Source organism: Aliivibrio sp. A6 (assembly GCF_028765505.1).
GTDB lineage: Bacteria > Pseudomonadota > Gammaproteobacteria > Enterobacterales > Vibrionaceae > Aliivibrio > Aliivibrio finisterrensis_A.
This window is the reverse complement of sequence record NZ_JARACR010000010.1, coordinates 18,818-35,222: the sequence shown is the minus strand read 5'-3', so window position 1 is coordinate 35,222 and position 16,405 is coordinate 18,818. Positions and strand designations below refer to the sequence as shown.

The window sequence follows — 16,405 nt, the reverse complement described above, 5'->3', positions numbered from 1 at the left end:
TCACCATAAGTAGTAATCATGGCGACAATCAGTGACGTTGCAAAGTTAGCAAGAGTTTCTACCGCTACCGTTTCCCGCGTAATCAATAACTCTGCTTATGTTGAGCCAGTGACTCTTGAGCGAGTACAAAGTGCCATTCGTGAACTCAACTACCAGCGAGATGCAAGAGCCAGCGCCTTAGCAAAAAAGACAAATAACACCCTTGGTCTACTCACCGGCAATCTAGCAGATCCTTTCTTTGCCCTAATAGCCAAACACGTAGAAGAAGTGGCACGTAAGCATAAATGCCAATTAGTCGTAGTAAGCGGAGGTCATGATGCACAGCGAGAAAAAGAAGGGTTGGATTTTTTGATCAGTCAAGGATGCGAAGCCATGGTGGTTCACGCAAAAATGCTAGACGATACCACCCTACTTAGATACAGCGCCCAACTCCCTTCGATGGTATTACTCAACCGTACCATTCCACAAATATCCAACCGCTCTGTCTATATTGATAATAGAGCCGGTGCCAAAGAATCTGTGGTTCATTTAATTTCACAAGGTCATCGCAAGATCGCTTGTGTCACCAGTGACCTTCCTATTGAAGATAGAACAGAGCGGCTTAACGGTTATCGCGATGCCATGAAAGACGCTAATATTACTATTGAACCAAATTGGATAATAAATCAGAACTTTAGCGAAGAAGGCGGAGAACTGGCAGGTGAACAATTATTGACTCAATGCCCAGAAGTCACTGCTGTCGTTACCTTTAACGATGTAATGGCCGCAGGTTTAATGGCTAATTTACATGAAAACAATATTCGTGTACCTGACGATATTTCTATTATTGGGTTTGACGATGTTTTATTAGCTCGATATCTCTACCCACGCTTAACCACAATGCACAACCCTATTGATGAAATGTCGAGTTATGCTGCTGATTTAGCATTAAAAATAAAAAATACTGGATATGTTCCACCATCAAATCATCGCTTTAATGCTAGCTTGGTTGAGCGCCAAACCGTCATGCCTTATTTAGATAAACAAGCCCTAAAAGTGTGATGAGCATCTTAGGTAACAATCCCATGTAAGCGCTTACATGAGTGCGTTACCTACCTCTCATATTCCAATTAATAGAACTCTTATTATTACCTCATAAAAACAAAACAACCCTACATCTATTTACGAGGAATACAAAATGACACAATCAAAGCCTCTACCATCATTTGCACTCGCAATAGCACCTATTGCAGTCATGTTTGGTCTACTTGCAATTGGATATGGCCTATTTGGTCTACAAATTGAAGCACTACTACTTACTTCAGCAACCTTCACTGGTTTTATTGCATATAAAATGGGATACAACTGGGATGAGATAATGAACGCCATTGTTGAGAAACTGGCGAAAGCAATGCCAGTTATCTTAATTTTAGTGTCGGTTGGCGGCCTAATCGCAAGTTGGATGGTCAGTGGCACCATTCCTTACATGGTGTATTGGGGTTTAAAAGTTATTAGTCCTCAATATATCTTAATCGCTGCTTTCTTTGTTACCAGTGTGGTTTCTGTTTGTACAGGTACATCATGGGGCTCTGCAGGTACGGTCGGTGTTGCTCTAATGGGCGTAGCCGCAGGTCTTGATGTATCAATGGCAGCCGCCGCTGGTGCAGTGGTTTCTGGTGCTTACTTTGGTGATAAAATCTCCCCTCTTTCTGATTCAACAAACTTTGCACCTATCGTTTCTGGCACCACATTGTATGAACACATCCAACACATGCTTTATACAACACTACCGGGCTTTGTTATTGCTTCTGTTGTCTTCTTCTTTGCTGGCCAATACGGCGATGTTGCAAATGTAAGCGAACCTCAAAAAGTATTAGATATTCTTGCAGGATTAGAAAGCCTATATAACCTTAATATTCTATTAATTGTGCCACCAATCATGATCTTATGGGGTGCATTTACTAAGAAACCAGTGCTTCCATTAATGCTTGCGGCTTCTGCTCTTGCCCTACTTATCGGTGTATTTTTACAAGGCTTCAGCCTACAACAAGCACTGCAAGCGTTTGTTAATGGCTTTAATATCGATATGCTAAACGCAAATGGCCACACTACTGACGGCTTAGTTCCTGACATTGCAAAACTGCTTAACCGTGGTGGCCTATTCTCTATGATGAGCACCATTCTTCTTGTATTTTGTGCCTTCGCTTTTGCGGGTATTTTAAGTTTAACTGGCACACTCAATGTGGTTCTAGGTCGATTCTTACACCTGATTCACAGTACAGGTCAGTTAATTCTATCAACCGTGATTGCTACGATTACAGTGGTCTTCACAACCTCTGATGGCAAACTTGCCCTATTAATCCCGGGTGAATTATTCCAAAACGCTTATCGCAAAATGGGGTTAGATACAAAAAACCTGTCAAGAACCATTGAAGATGCAGGCACCATTATCGAACCATTAGTTCCTTGGACTGCAGCAGGTATTTACATGGCAAGCACACTAGGCGTAGCAACGCTTGATTACCTTCCATGGGCAATTCAATGTTACACCGGCGTGATTTTCGCCATCATTTATGGTTTCACAGGCTTTGGTATTGCAAAAGCGCCAGTAACTCAAGACAACGATTCTCTATCTCCAGTTGACGTAAAATAAGGCTATCTAATGACAACTTCTTTTGACTGCATTCACAACCGTTGCAACACCGGCTCATTAAAATGGGATTTCATGAAAGAAAAACTCGGATTAGATGGTACAGACCGACTACCTATGTGGGTGTCTGATTACGACTTTCAAGCGCCACCACACGTATTAGAAGCGCTTCATAACCGCATTGACCATGGTATTTTTGGTTATGCAGAGCGTAATGATGACTACTATCAAGCTGTTATCAATTGGTATCAAGAGCTGCATGATATCTGTATAAAAAAAGAGTGGATAACAACGGTACACGGCGTATTACCTGGGCTTTCAATGGCAATTCAGCTACTGACTGAAACCAATGATAAAGTGGTAATGCAAACACCGGGTTATGGCTCGTTTCGTAAAATCGTTGAATTTAATGACCGAGTATTGGTTGAAAACCCATTACTTGAACAACAAGGAACTTACTCACTCGATCTTACTCATTTAGAATCTTGTTTTCAGCAAGGCGCTAAAGTGATGATCTTCTGTAACCCCCATAACCCTGTTGGTAAAGCATGGTCAAAAGAAGAGATAACCGCTGTAGCAGAGCTATGTCATCAATACGATGTATGGCTACTAAGTGATGAGATCTGGGGCGATTTAGCAATGGGAGATAACATTTACCATTCAGCATTGTCATTACCAGATGTGCTGCAACAAAAACTGATTGTAGCTACCGCGGCAAGTAAAACATTTGGTTTGTCTTCTGTGCGTATTTCTAATTTCATGATCCCAAATCAAGAATTAAAAACACGTTTAGTTCGCCGTTTAGATGCTCATGGTATGGATGTTTATAATAGCTTAGCAATGTGTGCAGCAACCGCCGCTTATCAAACTTCAGCACCTTGGTTAAATGAACTGAAAACATACTTACAAGAGAACATAAGCACCCTATCACGCTTTATTCAAACCGAACTGCCAGAGCTGAACTTTATGCCCCCAGAAGCAGGTTATTTAGCATGGGTTGATTGTCGTGGTCTTGGGTTAACAGATAAAGAATTAGAACTGAAATTAGTTGAAGCGGGAATAGTCCCAAGCATGGGGATCGCTTTTGGTAGTGAAGGATCTGGCTTTATTCGTTTAAACCTAGGTTGCCCTCGTGAAGTGTTAGTTCAAGCCATGCAGAGAATTAAAGTAGCGCTGAGTAACTAAATAAATAACCATAACGTCTAAAACAGAAAGCCGCTAAATTCAGCGGCTTTTTATCATCATCCAACTGACTGTCATGCCCTAATTATCTCCCACTGTTAACCTTTCATTCTGCTTTCTAAATTGTTCCGGAGTTACACCAGTATGCTTTCGGAACATTTTAATAAAAGAAGACCCTTGGCTATAACCCAGCTGATACGCTATTTCATTAATGCTTATGGATTCTTTCAAGAGTGTCATTGCTTTAACTAATTTTGCTCTCTGTCGCCAATCATTAAAGCTCATTTTTAATTCTTTTTGAAAACGTCTGGCTAGCGTCCTTTCGGTACTAAATACACGTTTAGCCCAAACAGATAAACTCGAATCATCTTCAGGGGTTTCTTCTAGTTGCGTCAAAATAGGTGCTAATAACTTATCTTTAGTTGATGGTAAATAAATTTCAATTGGGTTTATTTTTACTAATCTATCCATAAGCACATAACTAAGGCACTTATCTTCTTCTGAGCTCACCATTGTGGTTTTTCGTTCAATTAAATCATCAATTATGGCTCTTAATAACGGTGTTAATGGGATCATACACGCGTGTTTAGGAAACTTTTCGCTCAACTCTGCCGTAATATTAATGGCGCAATATTCGATGTCATTCCGGTTAAATGCTTGGTGATTTTGGTGAGGAGGTGTCCAAATTGTATAGTTTTCAGGGCACACCATTTTCTGTTGATCTACTTCCATCTCTAACACACCTTGCTTAATTAAATGCAACTGCCCCCAAGAGTGTGAATGCGGTAAAGTTTCAGTTTTCGCTTCAATAAAAAAATAGTGGCAGAACACCTCTGTTGGCAGTTTTTCTGTCAATTTAGGCATGAATTTTTTATCTGTCGTAATCGCTATATTCGGTGTCATAAATGGTATACCACTGCTCTCTGTATTAGTGTGACAATTCTGTTAACTATCAATAACAGAGATAACTATGAATCTATTTTTCCCAATTGTTGCCGTCTTTATTTGGGCTGCAAACGCCGTAGTAAGCAAACTAGCCACTGGCGCAATAGAGCCCGGAGCCATTGCTTTTTATCGTTGGTTTTTTGCCTTATTTATTTTGTTGCCATTTTGCATTAAACCCGTATGGCAACAACGACAATTAATCTTCAGTAACCTAGGTAAGCTTACTATTCTCGCCTCATTAGGTATGGTGTTAAATCAATGCCTTGCTTACTATGCTGCTCACACAACAAGCGCAACAAATATCGCCGTATTTTTATCACTCATGCCCCTATTTGGGTTATTTCTTGCTGTGCCTTTATTAGGCAATAAACTAAAAAAACAAGCGTTAATCGGAGCCGTTATTTCTCTTTCTGGCTTGGTCTATATGCTCAGTAAAGGTAACCCTACTAATTTACTCACAAACGGAATCCAACAAGGCGACGGTTTAATGTTTATTTCAAGCTTAGCCTACGCGCTTTATTCAATACTGCTGAATAAATGGAAGTTACCTCTTAAACCTTGGGCCTCTATTTTTAGCCAAGTCGCGATTGCCACATTACTGCAACTCTCTCTACTCCTTAGCAGTGACTCTTATGTAATTACTACAGATGCTTTGCCTATGGTTCTGTTTGCCGCTGCATTCGCTTCTGTATTAGCACCGTGGTTTTGGTTAAAAGGAGTTCAGCGCATTGGAGCGGCTCAAGCAACCTTATTTATGAACCTAGTCCCGATATTTACAGTAGCAATTAACCTTATCTTTTTAGGCCAATCCCCCACCATATATCACCTCATTGGTGGGACTTTTGTCTTTATCGGTTTATTACTCGCTCAAGTAAAAATCTTACCTCTTCGAATGGGTGTTAATCCAAATATAATCAAGACATCGAAAAGCTAGTACTAGTCACGATATCTTCACTCATTCTTTAGTTATAAAAAAGCCGATAACATTATCGGCTCTTTTTTCTATTTAGATTCAAAAGCCCGAACTAATAATCCATCACCAGATACCTGATAAGTGCCTGATTCTATGAATAATGATTGCCCTGCTAGCAACACAGTGTCATTAAACTGAATACGCCCTTTCGCAACCAGTAAAATTGAACGAGACGTCACCGTTAAAGATTGCTCATGTTCAGTGACTTGACATAATGCAAGCCCAAAATCAGTCTCTGTTGGTTGCAATATTTGCTCTGACTCAACAGGCATTGGGGTTAATTTTTCAGGAATAAACGAAGTGAATTGAGTACAAGCCATTAACTCAGCGGTATCAATATATTTTGGAGTAAGCCCAGCTCGTAATACATTATCTGAACAGCCCATCAACTCAATACAAGTGCCCTTTGTATACGCATGAATAGTACCTGCGGGTAAATACATCGCCTCGCCAGGTTCTAGAGTTAAGCAATTCATATAAAGTGGCGCTAATACTCCAATATCACTTGGATAATAATGTGCAAGCTCTACCAATTGCTGCCACATTAGGTCATTGTGACCAATTCCAATAGATAATGCCTGTGCAATGATCTGCTGTTTATCTTCTTGTGCTAATTGCAACAATGAGAATAATAATGTCTGATGATTAAATGCTTCACTTTCTAAGATAACATTTAATCTTTCCGACTGAATTAAACCAAGATTATCAACAATATCTTCTAACTTTTTAAATCCCACCATAATTTTAAAAGGTGATAGCGCCATGACCATTTCAGGCTTAGCGTAAGCATCTCTATAATTTCGGTGTGGTGCATCCAAAGGAATCTGCTGTGTATTTTCACGCTCAAATCCCTCTTTAGCCTGAGTATGGTTCGGATGAACCTGAAGAGACAAAGGCTGAGAGGCACTCAATACTTTAAATAAAAAATTCAGCGGTTTTTGCTCTAAGAACTTATCTAATGTTTGCCAAGAGCTATCATCCAATTGAACTCTAGAAGGCAACGATGGATGCCCACCTAACCATAATTCAGCCAGCGGCTTATCATCTTTAATCGGAAGACCAAACAATCCATAAAGTAAGTGAGAACCCCATTGGTAATGACGCTGCCCAGCTTCTACGTTATATACAGAGCTCATTAGGATAACTCTTTAATTGCAGAAATAAGCGCCGTTAATCCTTGCTCTACTTTTATGCGCGGACAACCTAAGTTAAGTCTTACAAAGCCTTTCCCTGCAACCCCATAAGTACTGCCTTGCATGATGGCAACTTTATGGCTCTTAATTAAACACTGATTTAATGCATCCATATCTAGGGATAACGAAGAAAGATCAATCCATGCAAGATACGTAGAGTCAGGGATTTGATAACCAATACTTGGTAACTCTTTCGCCAACATCTCTTGAACATAGCGATGATTTTCATATAGGTATAATTTCAGCTCATCAAGCCAAGGCCCCCCTTCTTGATAAGCGGCCATTAAACCAATAACACCAAGAATAGAAGGAGAAGAAAGCCCATCCACTTGTTTAAGATTAAATAGGTAATGCTCCCTTGCAACATCATCAGCTATAAAAGCATAAGAGCCATTAAGCGCCGGAATATTGAATGACTTTGATGCTGAACTCACTAAAGCCCAACGAGTTCCCATTCCAAACCCTTGCCAAGGCGTATGAGGTTTAAAACAAATGTCCATGTGGATCTCATCACTGATCACTGCCACATGATACTTTTCACAAAGAACCGCCATGCGTTTCAACTCATCAGCACTCCAAATTTTACCTGTCGGATTATGAGGGCTGCACAGCAATAAAACCGTATTATTCGGATCAGATAATTGAGCTTCAAATACATTCCAATCAATCTGATAACCATTTGAGGAAGGAGATAATTGATTTGGAATAATGGTTCGCTCTAATCCTAAAATCATTTTATCAAAGGCATCATAAGCAGGGGTATGAACAATAATACCTTCACCTGCATTACTCCATTGACGGATCAGCTGAGATATAATGTAAATAACAGATGGCCCATAAACAAGATGCTTACCATCAAACTCAGCATTAAAACGGCGCTTAAACCAATCAGTGATCGCCCCTTTAAAATCGCTGTGATCCCAACGGCTATAACCAAATACAGGATGCTCCATTCGTGATTTTAGTGCATTCATAACCACAGGTGGTGCAGCAAAATCCATATCTGATATTGTGAATGGCAAAAGATCGGCCTCACCGAAACGATCAGCAACATAGTCCCATTGAGTACAGTAGCTGCCTTTACGATTGATTTGCTCAGAGAAATTAAACATAGCGACTCCAAAAGCTTAAGTCTATATAAAGTTAAATACGAAGAATGTGAAAAAGGTGGAGAGAACCTCCACCTATTAACGATTAAGCTGTTGCTGACATTAAGGATTGCATTTCATTTTTTACAATATGAACTTGTGCGCCAATCACAACTTGTAAATTATGCTCATCAAGTTTAACCACACCAAGTGCGCCATACAGTTTCAACTGAGCATCATCAACCAAGCTCATGTCTTCAACCGTCATACGTAAACGTGTAATACAGTTATCTAGTGATGTGATATTTTCCGCACCACCAAGTGCCGCAAGGATAAGTTTTCCTTTACCACCAGCTGTTGCAATAATTGCGGCTTCTTCTTTAGACATCGCAACATCTTCCGCTTCACGGCCTGGCGTTTTAAGGTTGAACTTAAGAATCGCAAACTTAAACACAAAGTAATAAACTGCGAACCAAACACCTGCAACCACTGGAACTAAATACCATTTAGTAGACAGACCTTGAAGTACACCAAAGACTAAGAAATCAATAATGTTGCCATCAGTGTTACCAATAGTAACTTCTAGCATTCCCATAATCATGAAGCCAAGACCAGTTAAAATCGCGTGGATAAAATACAAAACTGGAGCAACGAATAGGAATAAGAACTCAAGCGGCTCAGTGATACCACCAACAATACAAGCAACCACACCTGAAACTAATAACGCTTTAATCTTGCTGCGATTTTCAACTTTAGCACAATGGTACATAGCTAGAGCAGCACCAGGAAGACCACCTAAAAACGCAGGCATTTTACCTTGAGATAAGAAAGCAGTAACTGATGGTGTAAAGCCTTGTGTTTCAGAACAAGAAAGCTCTGAATAGAAAATGTTTAATGCGCCAGATACCGTATCACCGCACACTTCCATCGTGCCGCCCGCTTCAGTAAAACGGATAAGCGCAACTAAAATATGGTGAAGACCAATAGGTAAAAGTAGACGTTCGCTCATGCCAAATAAGAAAGGACCAAAATCACCTGCACCAGCAATAACGTGACCAATGCCGTTAATACCTGCCGCAAAGTAAGGCCAAATAAAAGGAACCAATAAGCCAACAACACCTAACGTAATCGTTGAAATAATAGGAACAAAACGAGCACCACCAAAGAACGCTAATGCATCAGGCATTTTAAACGTATAGAAGCGAATATGTAGCTTAGCAACGATAATACCAACGATAACCGCGCCTAAAATACCGGTGTCAATCGATTCAGTACCTAGGATAGATTTTACACCGTAAGCTTCACGTAACACTTCATTATCAAGTACCCCATTCACCGTTAAGTAGAAGTTAACCGCTAAATTTAATGCAGCATAACCCACCAAACCAGAGAATGCAGCCACCCCTTTCTCTTCACGAGCAAGGCCCATAGGAATGGCAATCGCAAACATTACTGGAAGATAAATAAAGGCTACTAAACCAATCTTTGTCATCCATATAAATAAATACTGAAAAGCAACATTATCAAAAAATGGCATTGCCTCTTTTAATGCAGCACTTGAGAAAGAGCTACCAATACCAAGTAATATCCCTGAGAACGCAAGTAAAGCAACAGGAACCATAAAGGTTTTTCCTAAGCTTTGTAAGAACTCCCATAAAGTCGTTTTATTCGCTTTTTGCTGCATAAAATATCCTTAATTAATCACTTAAAATAAAATATCGCTGAGTAATTTAAATGTCTTTTTGATTTAAATTTTCTCTTAATCATTGTCAATACAATACACCTGATAAATTTTGGTAAAACGTTTTACCAATAATCTTGTGCGAGCGATCACGATCTTTTTCCATTAGATTTATAATTACGCTAGAATGGCGACAATAAATGTGTTTTATTAGGTAAAACGTTTTATCTAATTCGCGGTAAAAGAAGTGCTATGACAAACAAAAAAGCAAATATTAAGGATGTTGCAAAAAGAGCTGGCGTCTCAGTAACAACCGTATCAATGGCACTGAGCGATAAAGGACGGATCTCACCTGAAACCATTCAAAAAGTAAATCAAGCAGTACAAGAGCTCGGTTACATTAAAAACCGAACGGCCTCTAATTTACGATCAAAACAGTCATTATTAATTGGATTGATCCTGAGAGACATTAGTGATCCCTATTATGCTGAGATTGCAGCAGGGTTAAGTGAAGTATTAGAAGAGAAAGGTTATATGCTTTTTCTCACTCAATCAGGAAAAAGTCAGGAAAAATTCGACCAATGTATTGAAACTATGGTCGCACAAGATGTAGGTGGTATTGTATTTTGCCCTATTCGTGATGTTGGCGTCCCACATATTGAGAGAATACAAGACTTAGGTCTACCGATTGTTTGCGTTGCACGAGCAAAAGTAGGACAGCAGATTGACTTTGTCGGGCCTGATAATATGCAAGCAGCTAAAATTGCCACAGAGTATTTGATTCAACAAGGACACCGTCAGATTGCTTACGTTGGTGGGCAAAGTGATTCATTAAGCAGAGCCGAACGTTTAGGTGGCTACTGCAGCACACTTATGCAATTTGGTTTACCTTTTAAACCGGAATGGGTTGTAGAATGTGATAAAAGCCAAACAGCCTCAGCAGAAGCTGTCAATGAACTCATTAATAAGAACCCTAAAATCACAGCGATACTTTGTCATTATTCATCAACAGCTTTTGGCGCGGTATATGGTGTAAATCGCTCTAACCGCAGTGTAGGTAAAGATAACCATATAGGGCAACAAATCGCTATCATTGGGTTTGATGATGTACCTGAAGCTAAATTAATTCAGCCATCGTTAACCTTTGTATCATCCCCTATTCGTGATATTGGTCGCCAAGCTGGATATCGATTAATTCATCAAATAAACAATAAAGACAGTGCACCTCAAAGTCTTATTCTAAACCCTGAATTAATTGCTCGAGATTCCGCTTAATCAATAAACGAATCTATAAATTACTTATCATCATCCTAAAAAAGAGCATATTGCGTTATTAATATGCTCTTCATATACTCACAACATAAGTGACAGCGTCACAACCACTATAGCTATTTTAATTCGCCTCTTCTGCTGTAATTCTAATCACATCCACAACTACATTACTTGCCGCTTTTAATGAGTTAACAGGCAGATATTCATAAATTGAATGGAAATTATGTGCGCCTGTAAATATATTCGGACATGGTAGTCCTTTTTGTGATAACACAGCACCATCATAGCCACCACGCATAGGAATCGCTTTCATTTCAATGTTATTACGTGCGTATGCCGCTTTTGCAATATCAATAGGGAAACTCGCATCCCCTTCTAAACTGTTCGCTACGTTTTCATAACGATCACTTAGATTGATAGAGATACTTGAATCACCCCATAACTTAGCAAAACTGTCAGAAAGGTTTTGTAAAAATGCCATACGATCACGATATCCATCTTTATAAAAATCACGGATATCCATTTTCAGTACTGTTTTAGCACTGTTGCCAGATAACTCTTTCACCCAATAATAGCCTTCACGACCTTCGGTATATTGAGGCGCTTCACCACCTGGTAGCATACTGATGAATTGATGAGCCATTAATAGTGAATTCTTTAGCTTCCCTTTTGCAGACATTGGGTGTGCAGATTGTCCAGTAAACGTAATGATTGCATCACCCGCATTCCAGTTTTCATGAACAAACTCACCAATGCCACAGCAATCAAGCGTGTAACCGAAATCAGCACCGAAGCTTTCTACATCAAATGCCTTCGCACCTCGTAAACCTTGCTCTTCATCAGGAACAAAAGCAACTTTCACAGTGCCATGAGGAATACTTGGATCGGCTTTCAATACCTGCAGTGCATTCATTATTGCAGCAATCGCCGCTTTATCATCTGCTCCTAATAAACTCGTGCCATCGGTAACTATAATGTCATCACCGACGTAGTTAACAAGCTCAGGGAACTCACTCTCTTTTAGAATAATCTCTAATGCAGGGTTCAAACAAATATCACCGCCTTGGTAACTCACAATCTGCGCATTGGTATCGTTTGTTTGCTCTGCACTGGTATCAAGATGGGCAAAAAATGACACCGTTGGTATTGTCTGCTCACCTTTAATATTTGATGGTAGCGTTGCCGTTAAAATTGCCGTATCACGTAAAACAACCTCTTCCATTCCCAATGCTTCTAGCTCTTTTGCTAATAACTTGGCAAGCTCCATCTGACCATCTGAAGAAGGCATGATCCCAGCCGCCCCTTTTTCTCGACTCGTCGTCGTATTAATACGTGTATAACTTAAAAAGCGTTCGATAATATCCATAGTTAACTCCAATTCTTGGATCTAAATTATATTTAATCCCAACCCGAATAAGCATGTAAATAACAGCTTATCCGGATTGCTATAACCGTAAACTACACTAAAATTTGAGAACAAATTAAAACGGTAATTAAACCACCAGACATTGGAATAATCGTTCGTTTAGCTAATTCAATTGGTGATACGTTTGCCACACCCGCACACGCAATAACAACACCCGCCACTGGCGATGCAGAACGCATTAAACCTGCTGCTAACTGCATAGGAAGTGCAACGTGAGCAGCAGCCGTACCTACTTGTGCTGCCACATCTGGTGCTAGGTTTGAGAAACTGAAGAATGAAGCATTACCAGAGCCAGATAACATAGTAACTAAAACAATAATCACAACAAGAACAAGAACCATAGCAATATAGCCCAATCCCATATTTGCAGCAGAATTAAGCAGTAGAGCGATAAAGCCAATCGTCGTTAAACCGGTAACAAAAACTTGTGCCGAGATAATTAAGCTCACAACACCCGTAAATACGTTACCCATACCTTCTAAATAGACTTTTAATGACGCAGCAACTCCTTTGCCATCACGGGTATATAGGTAATCACACACCATAGCGATAAATAGAGATATGAACATTGCCGTTACGACATCCATGCGAACTGATGTCACCGCAAATTTACTGAAGGTTAATAGCAGCAATAATGGCAGAACAGGTAAAATTGCAAACCACTTAGGCGCTTTACGTTGGTCTTTCGCATCAAGGTTAAACTCATGAACCACGCCCTTCTCTTCATCTTTTTTATCAAAATAACGCTGACAAACAAAATGCAGAGCCGCAATAACAGCCATAGCAGCAATGGCTACAGGAAGTTGATAGCTAGCAAAATACGTCGCAACATCAATACCTGACACTTCCGCCGCTTTATTTGCCGCAGAAGAGGCAGGGCCTAAATCAAGACAACCTGTTGTTGCTACAACCGCAGCCGCTGCCGCAGGGTTACAACCAACGCCAACCAATACTGGATACATAGCCACTAATAGCAATAATGCTAAGCCTGTAGCACTTGGAATAAATATATTAATTAATTGACCAATAATGTACGCAAGCGCTAAGACTAAGTATGGGTTTTTAATGTATGAAAGTGGCTTAGTCGCAATTTGTACCATGGCGTTTGCAGCACCAATGTGACCCATGTATTTAGAGAAACCACCAACCGCCATGATGATCAGACCTAATTTCGCTAATGTAGATGACGAAATCACTTTAATCACTTCAAAGAAATCGACAATGATCGACCCTGTTGGAGTACCGCCCTTAGGTAGAAACTCCGTAGTTCCGTTTAAAACACCCAACGCAATCATTAATAAACCAGAAAGAAATAACACTGCCTGAGTATTATATTTTTTTACTATAAAATATCCGACACCCAATATTATTGGTAACGCTAAAAAAGTAATCATGACAACCTCAATATATTATAACTATAGATAGGTAAGTCCATTTAAAAATAAACAAACTTAAATTAATAAATATTATGAATATGCGGGAGCTTATCTGAATTTAAAATACCAGAGTTATTTAAAACAAAGTTCTTTTAAAATAGAGCTATTCCCTTATTTATGACACTGTATTTTTATTTATCAAAAATACTAAACTCTTCAAACAATCCTTCGATGCGATTAAATCGATTATTTCTTTCCTTCTGTTTTGATAACCCCTTAATAAATGCTTCAATTAATGCAAACCCTGATGCTCTATTATTAAAGAAGCCCTGACTGGCACTCTCTACTGAGAATTGAATATCGCAATATGCGACAAAAGGATTTACGGGTTGATCCGTCACTAAGATGATCCGACCACCAAATTGATGAAACCATTTCACTAGCCGTATCGTTATGGTTGAGAACCTATGATAAGAAATGGCAAATAAAACATCGTCTTTACTTACGTCTACCAGCTGATGTGGCAGCGTGGATATATCGGCTTTTAACCAAACAACATCTTTACGTAAGTATCTAGCTAATAGGTAAAAATAATTCGCCAATGCCTCTGATGATGCGCTGCCAATAACATAGAGTTTCCCTTTCGGGTTTTGCATATATTCGATGGCTAATTCAAAATCACTCTCAGAGATTGTCGCAAAGGTTTTAGCCATATTCGACATCACTTCATCATAATGCGACTGCAAAACATTATCTTTTCTATCAGTAGGTTGAAGTGTTTCGTAACGCTCTACTGGCGTGGTAAGTGTTAATGCTAAATCATCTGCTACGTGCTTTTTAAACTCTAAAAATCCACTAAAACCCAAATGCTGTAAAAAACGACCTAACGTAGCCTTACCTACCCCTATTTGTTTGCATAACTCATCGATTTTGGCAAATGGCAGCATGGTGTAATGCTTCATAAAATATTGGGTAATACGCTGCTCTGCCGCCGTTAGCGCCCCTAATCCATTTACTGCATCGATGAAGTCTTTTTTATCCACGGGGATTATTTCCCAAATATTTAATCTATGGGATATATTTCCACTAATGCAATGATACTTTCAAGGGAATTAATTTTTCCCATACTTATTTTGTGACAAACACACATAAAAAGTAAGGATTTAACATATTATTAAAGTAACGCTAATAAAACACAATAAAATGGTTAGGATGCTTAGTTTTATCGTAAAAAAAAGACCACTACATTAAATATAGTGGTCTTTATAATCATTCACTCTTAGGTGACGAATATAATTACTTAATATTAAGCACATCGCCAATAAGCAAACGCTTAGGGTTAGCGATTTTAGGGTTTAGTTGAAGTAAATCTTCTAATGCGATCCCTTGCTCTCTTGCAATACTGTATAACGTATCATCTTGTTTAATTGTGTAGTACATCACCGCTTTGTCAGCTTGTTGCTGTGCTTGCGCCTTTAGTTCGCCTTGTGCTACATCTAACTTACGTACAGTTTGATAAATTTCACTGTCCGTTTCTTTTTGCTTTTGTAGCTCAGCTTCTAATGTACCAACCTGAGATTCTAACGTGCTAACTTTTGATTCTAATACACTCATTTGTTCTGTCTGATTCTTTTGCTGAGCAATAAGCTCATCATTTGAAGCACAACCAGTAAGAACTAATGAAGACATTAGCGACGCCAGTAGAATTATATTTTTTTTCTGTTTCATACTTTTCTCACAACTTCATCTAGTTGATAAATAACTTCGACCATTGTCATAAAAATAGAATGTATGTACAAGTAATAAATAGCTTTATTGAGAAGTTTTGCTTGTTTGGTGCCAGTTATTTATAAATAAAAGTGTAGTTTAGAAAAACATCCATTAACGATTTAAACCGTTTAAAGAAGGAGATGACGTTACTTTTACCTGCACTACTTCTACTCTCGGCATTATCTTAATACTATGTCACCCTTAAACAGATTGTTAGTTGCTACCACTTAATAATGTGCTAACATTTGTGTGTACGCATTCTTAAGGATTAAATTATGGATACTAGAATTCAATTCCGAGTTAATGATGAAGTTAAACTATTAGCACAACAATTTGCTGAGAGCCAAGGGCGTACTCTAAGTGATGCTTGTCGAGAACTGACAGAGGAAATGGCAGAGCAACAGCGTAAAGCCTTATCACACGATCAATGGTTAACTGAGCAAGTAAATTTAGCTTTCAATAAATTCGACTCAGGGAAAGCTAACTTTATTAATCATAATGAAGCAAAAGAAACAATGGCTGAGCGTAAAGCTCGAATTCGAGGCCAAAGATAAATGATTTTTTGGGAAGAAGACTCTTTAAATGATCGTGAGAAAATATTTGAATTTCTTTATGACTTTAATCCAAATGTCGCAGAAAGAACAGATAACACCATTGAGCAGAAGGTTGAGGCTTTGTTAGAGCAACCTTTAACGGGTGTGCCACGTGAAAATGTTAGAGGGCGATTACTCATTATTCCTGAAATATCAATGATTGTTTCATACATGATTGATGGAGAGAGTATTAAAATAATGCGCGTCCTCCACCAAAAGCAAAAATTTCCGATTGATTAACCTTATTCGATTGAGCTAATCAATATAAAGTACCTAC

15 protein-coding genes are annotated in these 16,405 nt (G+C 39.0%); 7 read left to right on the top strand and 8 right to left on the bottom strand.

What is annotated here, in order from left to right; translation table 11 throughout:
• Positions 1–18 precede the first annotated feature (18 nt).
• From PVK70_RS07995 to PVK70_RS07985, 3 genes are all read left to right on the top strand, one after another.
• On the top strand, positions 19–1,041 hold the full coding sequence (locus PVK70_RS07995) for a LacI family DNA-binding transcriptional regulator (RefSeq protein WP_130047324.1): 1,023 nt from the start codon (positions 19–21) through the stop codon (positions 1,039–1,041).
• A 136-nt stretch (positions 1,042–1,177) separates the two neighbouring features.
• On the top strand, positions 1,178–2,632 hold the full coding sequence (gene nhaC / locus PVK70_RS07990) for a Na+/H+ antiporter NhaC (protein ID WP_130047323.1): 1,455 nt from the start codon (positions 1,178–1,180) through the stop codon (positions 2,630–2,632).
• A 9-nt stretch (positions 2,633–2,641) separates the two neighbouring features.
• Positions 2,642–3,814: a MalY/PatB family protein gene (locus PVK70_RS07985; RefSeq protein ID WP_165367135.1), complete on the top strand. Its 1,173-nt coding sequence runs from the start codon at positions 2,642–2,644 to the stop codon at positions 3,812–3,814.
• 78 nt (positions 3,815–3,892) lie between these two features.
• On the opposite strand, the gene PVK70_RS07980 is transcribed toward PVK70_RS07985, so the two are convergent.
• On the bottom strand, positions 3,893–4,714 hold the full coding sequence (locus PVK70_RS07980; protein ID WP_207216395.1) for an AraC family transcriptional regulator: 822 nt from the start codon (positions 4,712–4,714) through the stop codon (positions 3,893–3,895).
• A 67-nt stretch (positions 4,715–4,781) separates the two neighbouring features.
• On the opposite strand from PVK70_RS07980, the gene PVK70_RS07975 reads away from it, so the two are divergent.
• Entirely contained in the window at positions 4,782–5,690 is a 909-nt protein-coding gene (locus PVK70_RS07975; RefSeq protein WP_130047321.1) for a DMT family transporter, read from the top strand.
• A gap of 68 nt (positions 5,691–5,758) precedes the next feature.
• On the opposite strand, the gene manA is transcribed toward PVK70_RS07975, so the two are convergent.
• From manA to malX, 3 genes are all read right to left on the bottom strand, one after another.
• Entirely contained in the window at positions 5,759–6,865 is a 1,107-nt protein-coding gene (gene manA / locus PVK70_RS07970) for a mannose-6-phosphate isomerase, class I (RefSeq protein WP_130047320.1), read from the bottom strand.
• Positions 6,865–8,034, bottom strand: coding sequence for a MalY/PatB family protein (locus PVK70_RS07965; protein WP_130047319.1), 1,170 nt, complete (start codon positions 8,032–8,034; stop codon positions 6,865–6,867). Before PVK70_RS07965 ends, manA begins: the two co-directional genes overlap by 1 nt.
• An 82-nt stretch (positions 8,035–8,116) precedes the next feature.
• On the bottom strand, positions 8,117–9,694 hold the full coding sequence (gene malX / locus PVK70_RS07960; RefSeq protein ID WP_130047318.1) for a maltose/glucose-specific PTS transporter subunit IIBC: 1,578 nt from the start codon (positions 9,692–9,694) through the stop codon (positions 8,117–8,119).
• A gap of 249 nt (positions 9,695–9,943) precedes the next feature.
• On the opposite strand from malX, the gene PVK70_RS07955 reads away from it, so the two are divergent.
• Positions 9,944–10,966, top strand: a complete 1,023-nt coding sequence (locus PVK70_RS07955; protein ID WP_130047317.1) for a Mal regulon transcriptional regulator MalI — start codon at positions 9,944–9,946, stop codon at positions 10,964–10,966.
• Between the two features lie 118 nt (positions 10,967–11,084).
• Here PVK70_RS07955 and pepT read toward each other — a convergent pair whose 3' ends face one another.
• The 4 genes from pepT to PVK70_RS07935 form a co-directional block, all read right to left on the bottom strand.
• On the bottom strand, positions 11,085–12,329 hold the full coding sequence (gene pepT / locus PVK70_RS07950; protein ID WP_130047316.1) for a peptidase T: 1,245 nt from the start codon (positions 12,327–12,329) through the stop codon (positions 11,085–11,087).
• A gap of 92 nt (positions 12,330–12,421) precedes the next feature.
• Positions 12,422–13,783 (bottom strand): C4-dicarboxylate transporter DcuC, encoded by a 1,362-nt coding sequence (gene dcuC / locus PVK70_RS07945; RefSeq protein ID WP_130047315.1) that lies wholly within the window; start codon positions 13,781–13,783, stop codon positions 12,422–12,424.
• A gap of 173 nt (positions 13,784–13,956) precedes the next feature.
• Positions 13,957–14,808, bottom strand: a complete 852-nt coding sequence (locus tag PVK70_RS07940) for a MurR/RpiR family transcriptional regulator (RefSeq protein ID WP_130047314.1) — start codon at positions 14,806–14,808, stop codon at positions 13,957–13,959.
• 253 nt (positions 14,809–15,061) lie between these two features.
• The gene (locus tag PVK70_RS07935) at positions 15,062–15,493 is read right to left on the bottom strand and encodes a LysM peptidoglycan-binding domain-containing protein (protein WP_130047313.1); all 432 of its coding nucleotides are present in this window, start codon (positions 15,491–15,493) and stop codon (positions 15,062–15,064) included.
• Between the two features lie 317 nt (positions 15,494–15,810).
• On the opposite strand from PVK70_RS07935, the gene PVK70_RS07930 reads away from it, so the two are divergent.
• The gene (locus PVK70_RS07930; protein ID WP_105054681.1) at positions 15,811–16,089 is read left to right on the top strand and encodes a damage-inducible protein J; all 279 of its coding nucleotides are present in this window, start codon (positions 15,811–15,813) and stop codon (positions 16,087–16,089) included.
• The gene (locus PVK70_RS07925; RefSeq protein WP_130047312.1) at positions 16,090–16,368 is read left to right on the top strand and encodes a type II toxin-antitoxin system RelE/ParE family toxin; all 279 of its coding nucleotides are present in this window, start codon (positions 16,090–16,092) and stop codon (positions 16,366–16,368) included.
• Positions 16,369–16,405: the final 37 nt, after the last annotated feature.

Bases quoted from the DNA above. Each gene is read 5' to 3' on its own strand.
- nhaC (WP_130047323.1), top strand. From the start codon at position 1,178: ATGACACAATCAAAGCCTCTACCATCATTTGCACTCGCAATAGCACCT.
- PVK70_RS07975 (WP_130047321.1), top strand. From the start codon at position 4,782: ATGAATCTATTTTTCCCAATTGTTGCCGTCTTTATTTGGGCTGCAAAC.
- PVK70_RS07985 (WP_165367135.1), top strand. From the start codon at position 2,642: ATGACAACTTCTTTTGACTGCATTCACAACCGTTGCAACACCGGCTCA.
- PVK70_RS07965 (WP_130047319.1), bottom strand. From the start codon at position 8,034: ATGTTTAATTTCTCTGAGCAAATCAATCGTAAAGGCAGCTACTGTACT.
- manA (WP_130047320.1), bottom strand. From the start codon at position 6,865: ATGAGCTCTGTATATAACGTAGAAGCTGGGCAGCGTCATTACCAATGG.
- PVK70_RS07995 (WP_130047324.1), top strand. From the start codon at position 19: ATGGCGACAATCAGTGACGTTGCAAAGTTAGCAAGAGTTTCTACCGCT.
- PVK70_RS07925 (WP_130047312.1), top strand. From the start codon at position 16,090: ATGATTTTTTGGGAAGAAGACTCTTTAAATGATCGTGAGAAAATATTT.
- pepT (WP_130047316.1), bottom strand. From the start codon at position 12,329: ATGGATATTATCGAACGCTTTTTAAGTTATACACGTATTAATACGACG.
- PVK70_RS07980 (WP_207216395.1), bottom strand. From the start codon at position 4,714: ATGACACCGAATATAGCGATTACGACAGATAAAAAATTCATGCCTAAA.
- PVK70_RS07955 (WP_130047317.1), top strand. From the start codon at position 9,944: ATGACAAACAAAAAAGCAAATATTAAGGATGTTGCAAAAAGAGCTGGC.
- PVK70_RS07935 (WP_130047313.1), bottom strand. From the start codon at position 15,493: ATGAAACAGAAAAAAAATATAATTCTACTGGCGTCGCTAATGTCTTCA.
- malX (WP_130047318.1), bottom strand. From the start codon at position 9,694: ATGCAGCAAAAAGCGAATAAAACGACTTTATGGGAGTTCTTACAAAGC.
- dcuC (WP_130047315.1), bottom strand. From the start codon at position 13,783: ATGATTACTTTTTTAGCGTTACCAATAATATTGGGTGTCGGATATTTT.
- PVK70_RS07930 (WP_105054681.1), top strand. From the start codon at position 15,811: ATGGATACTAGAATTCAATTCCGAGTTAATGATGAAGTTAAACTATTA.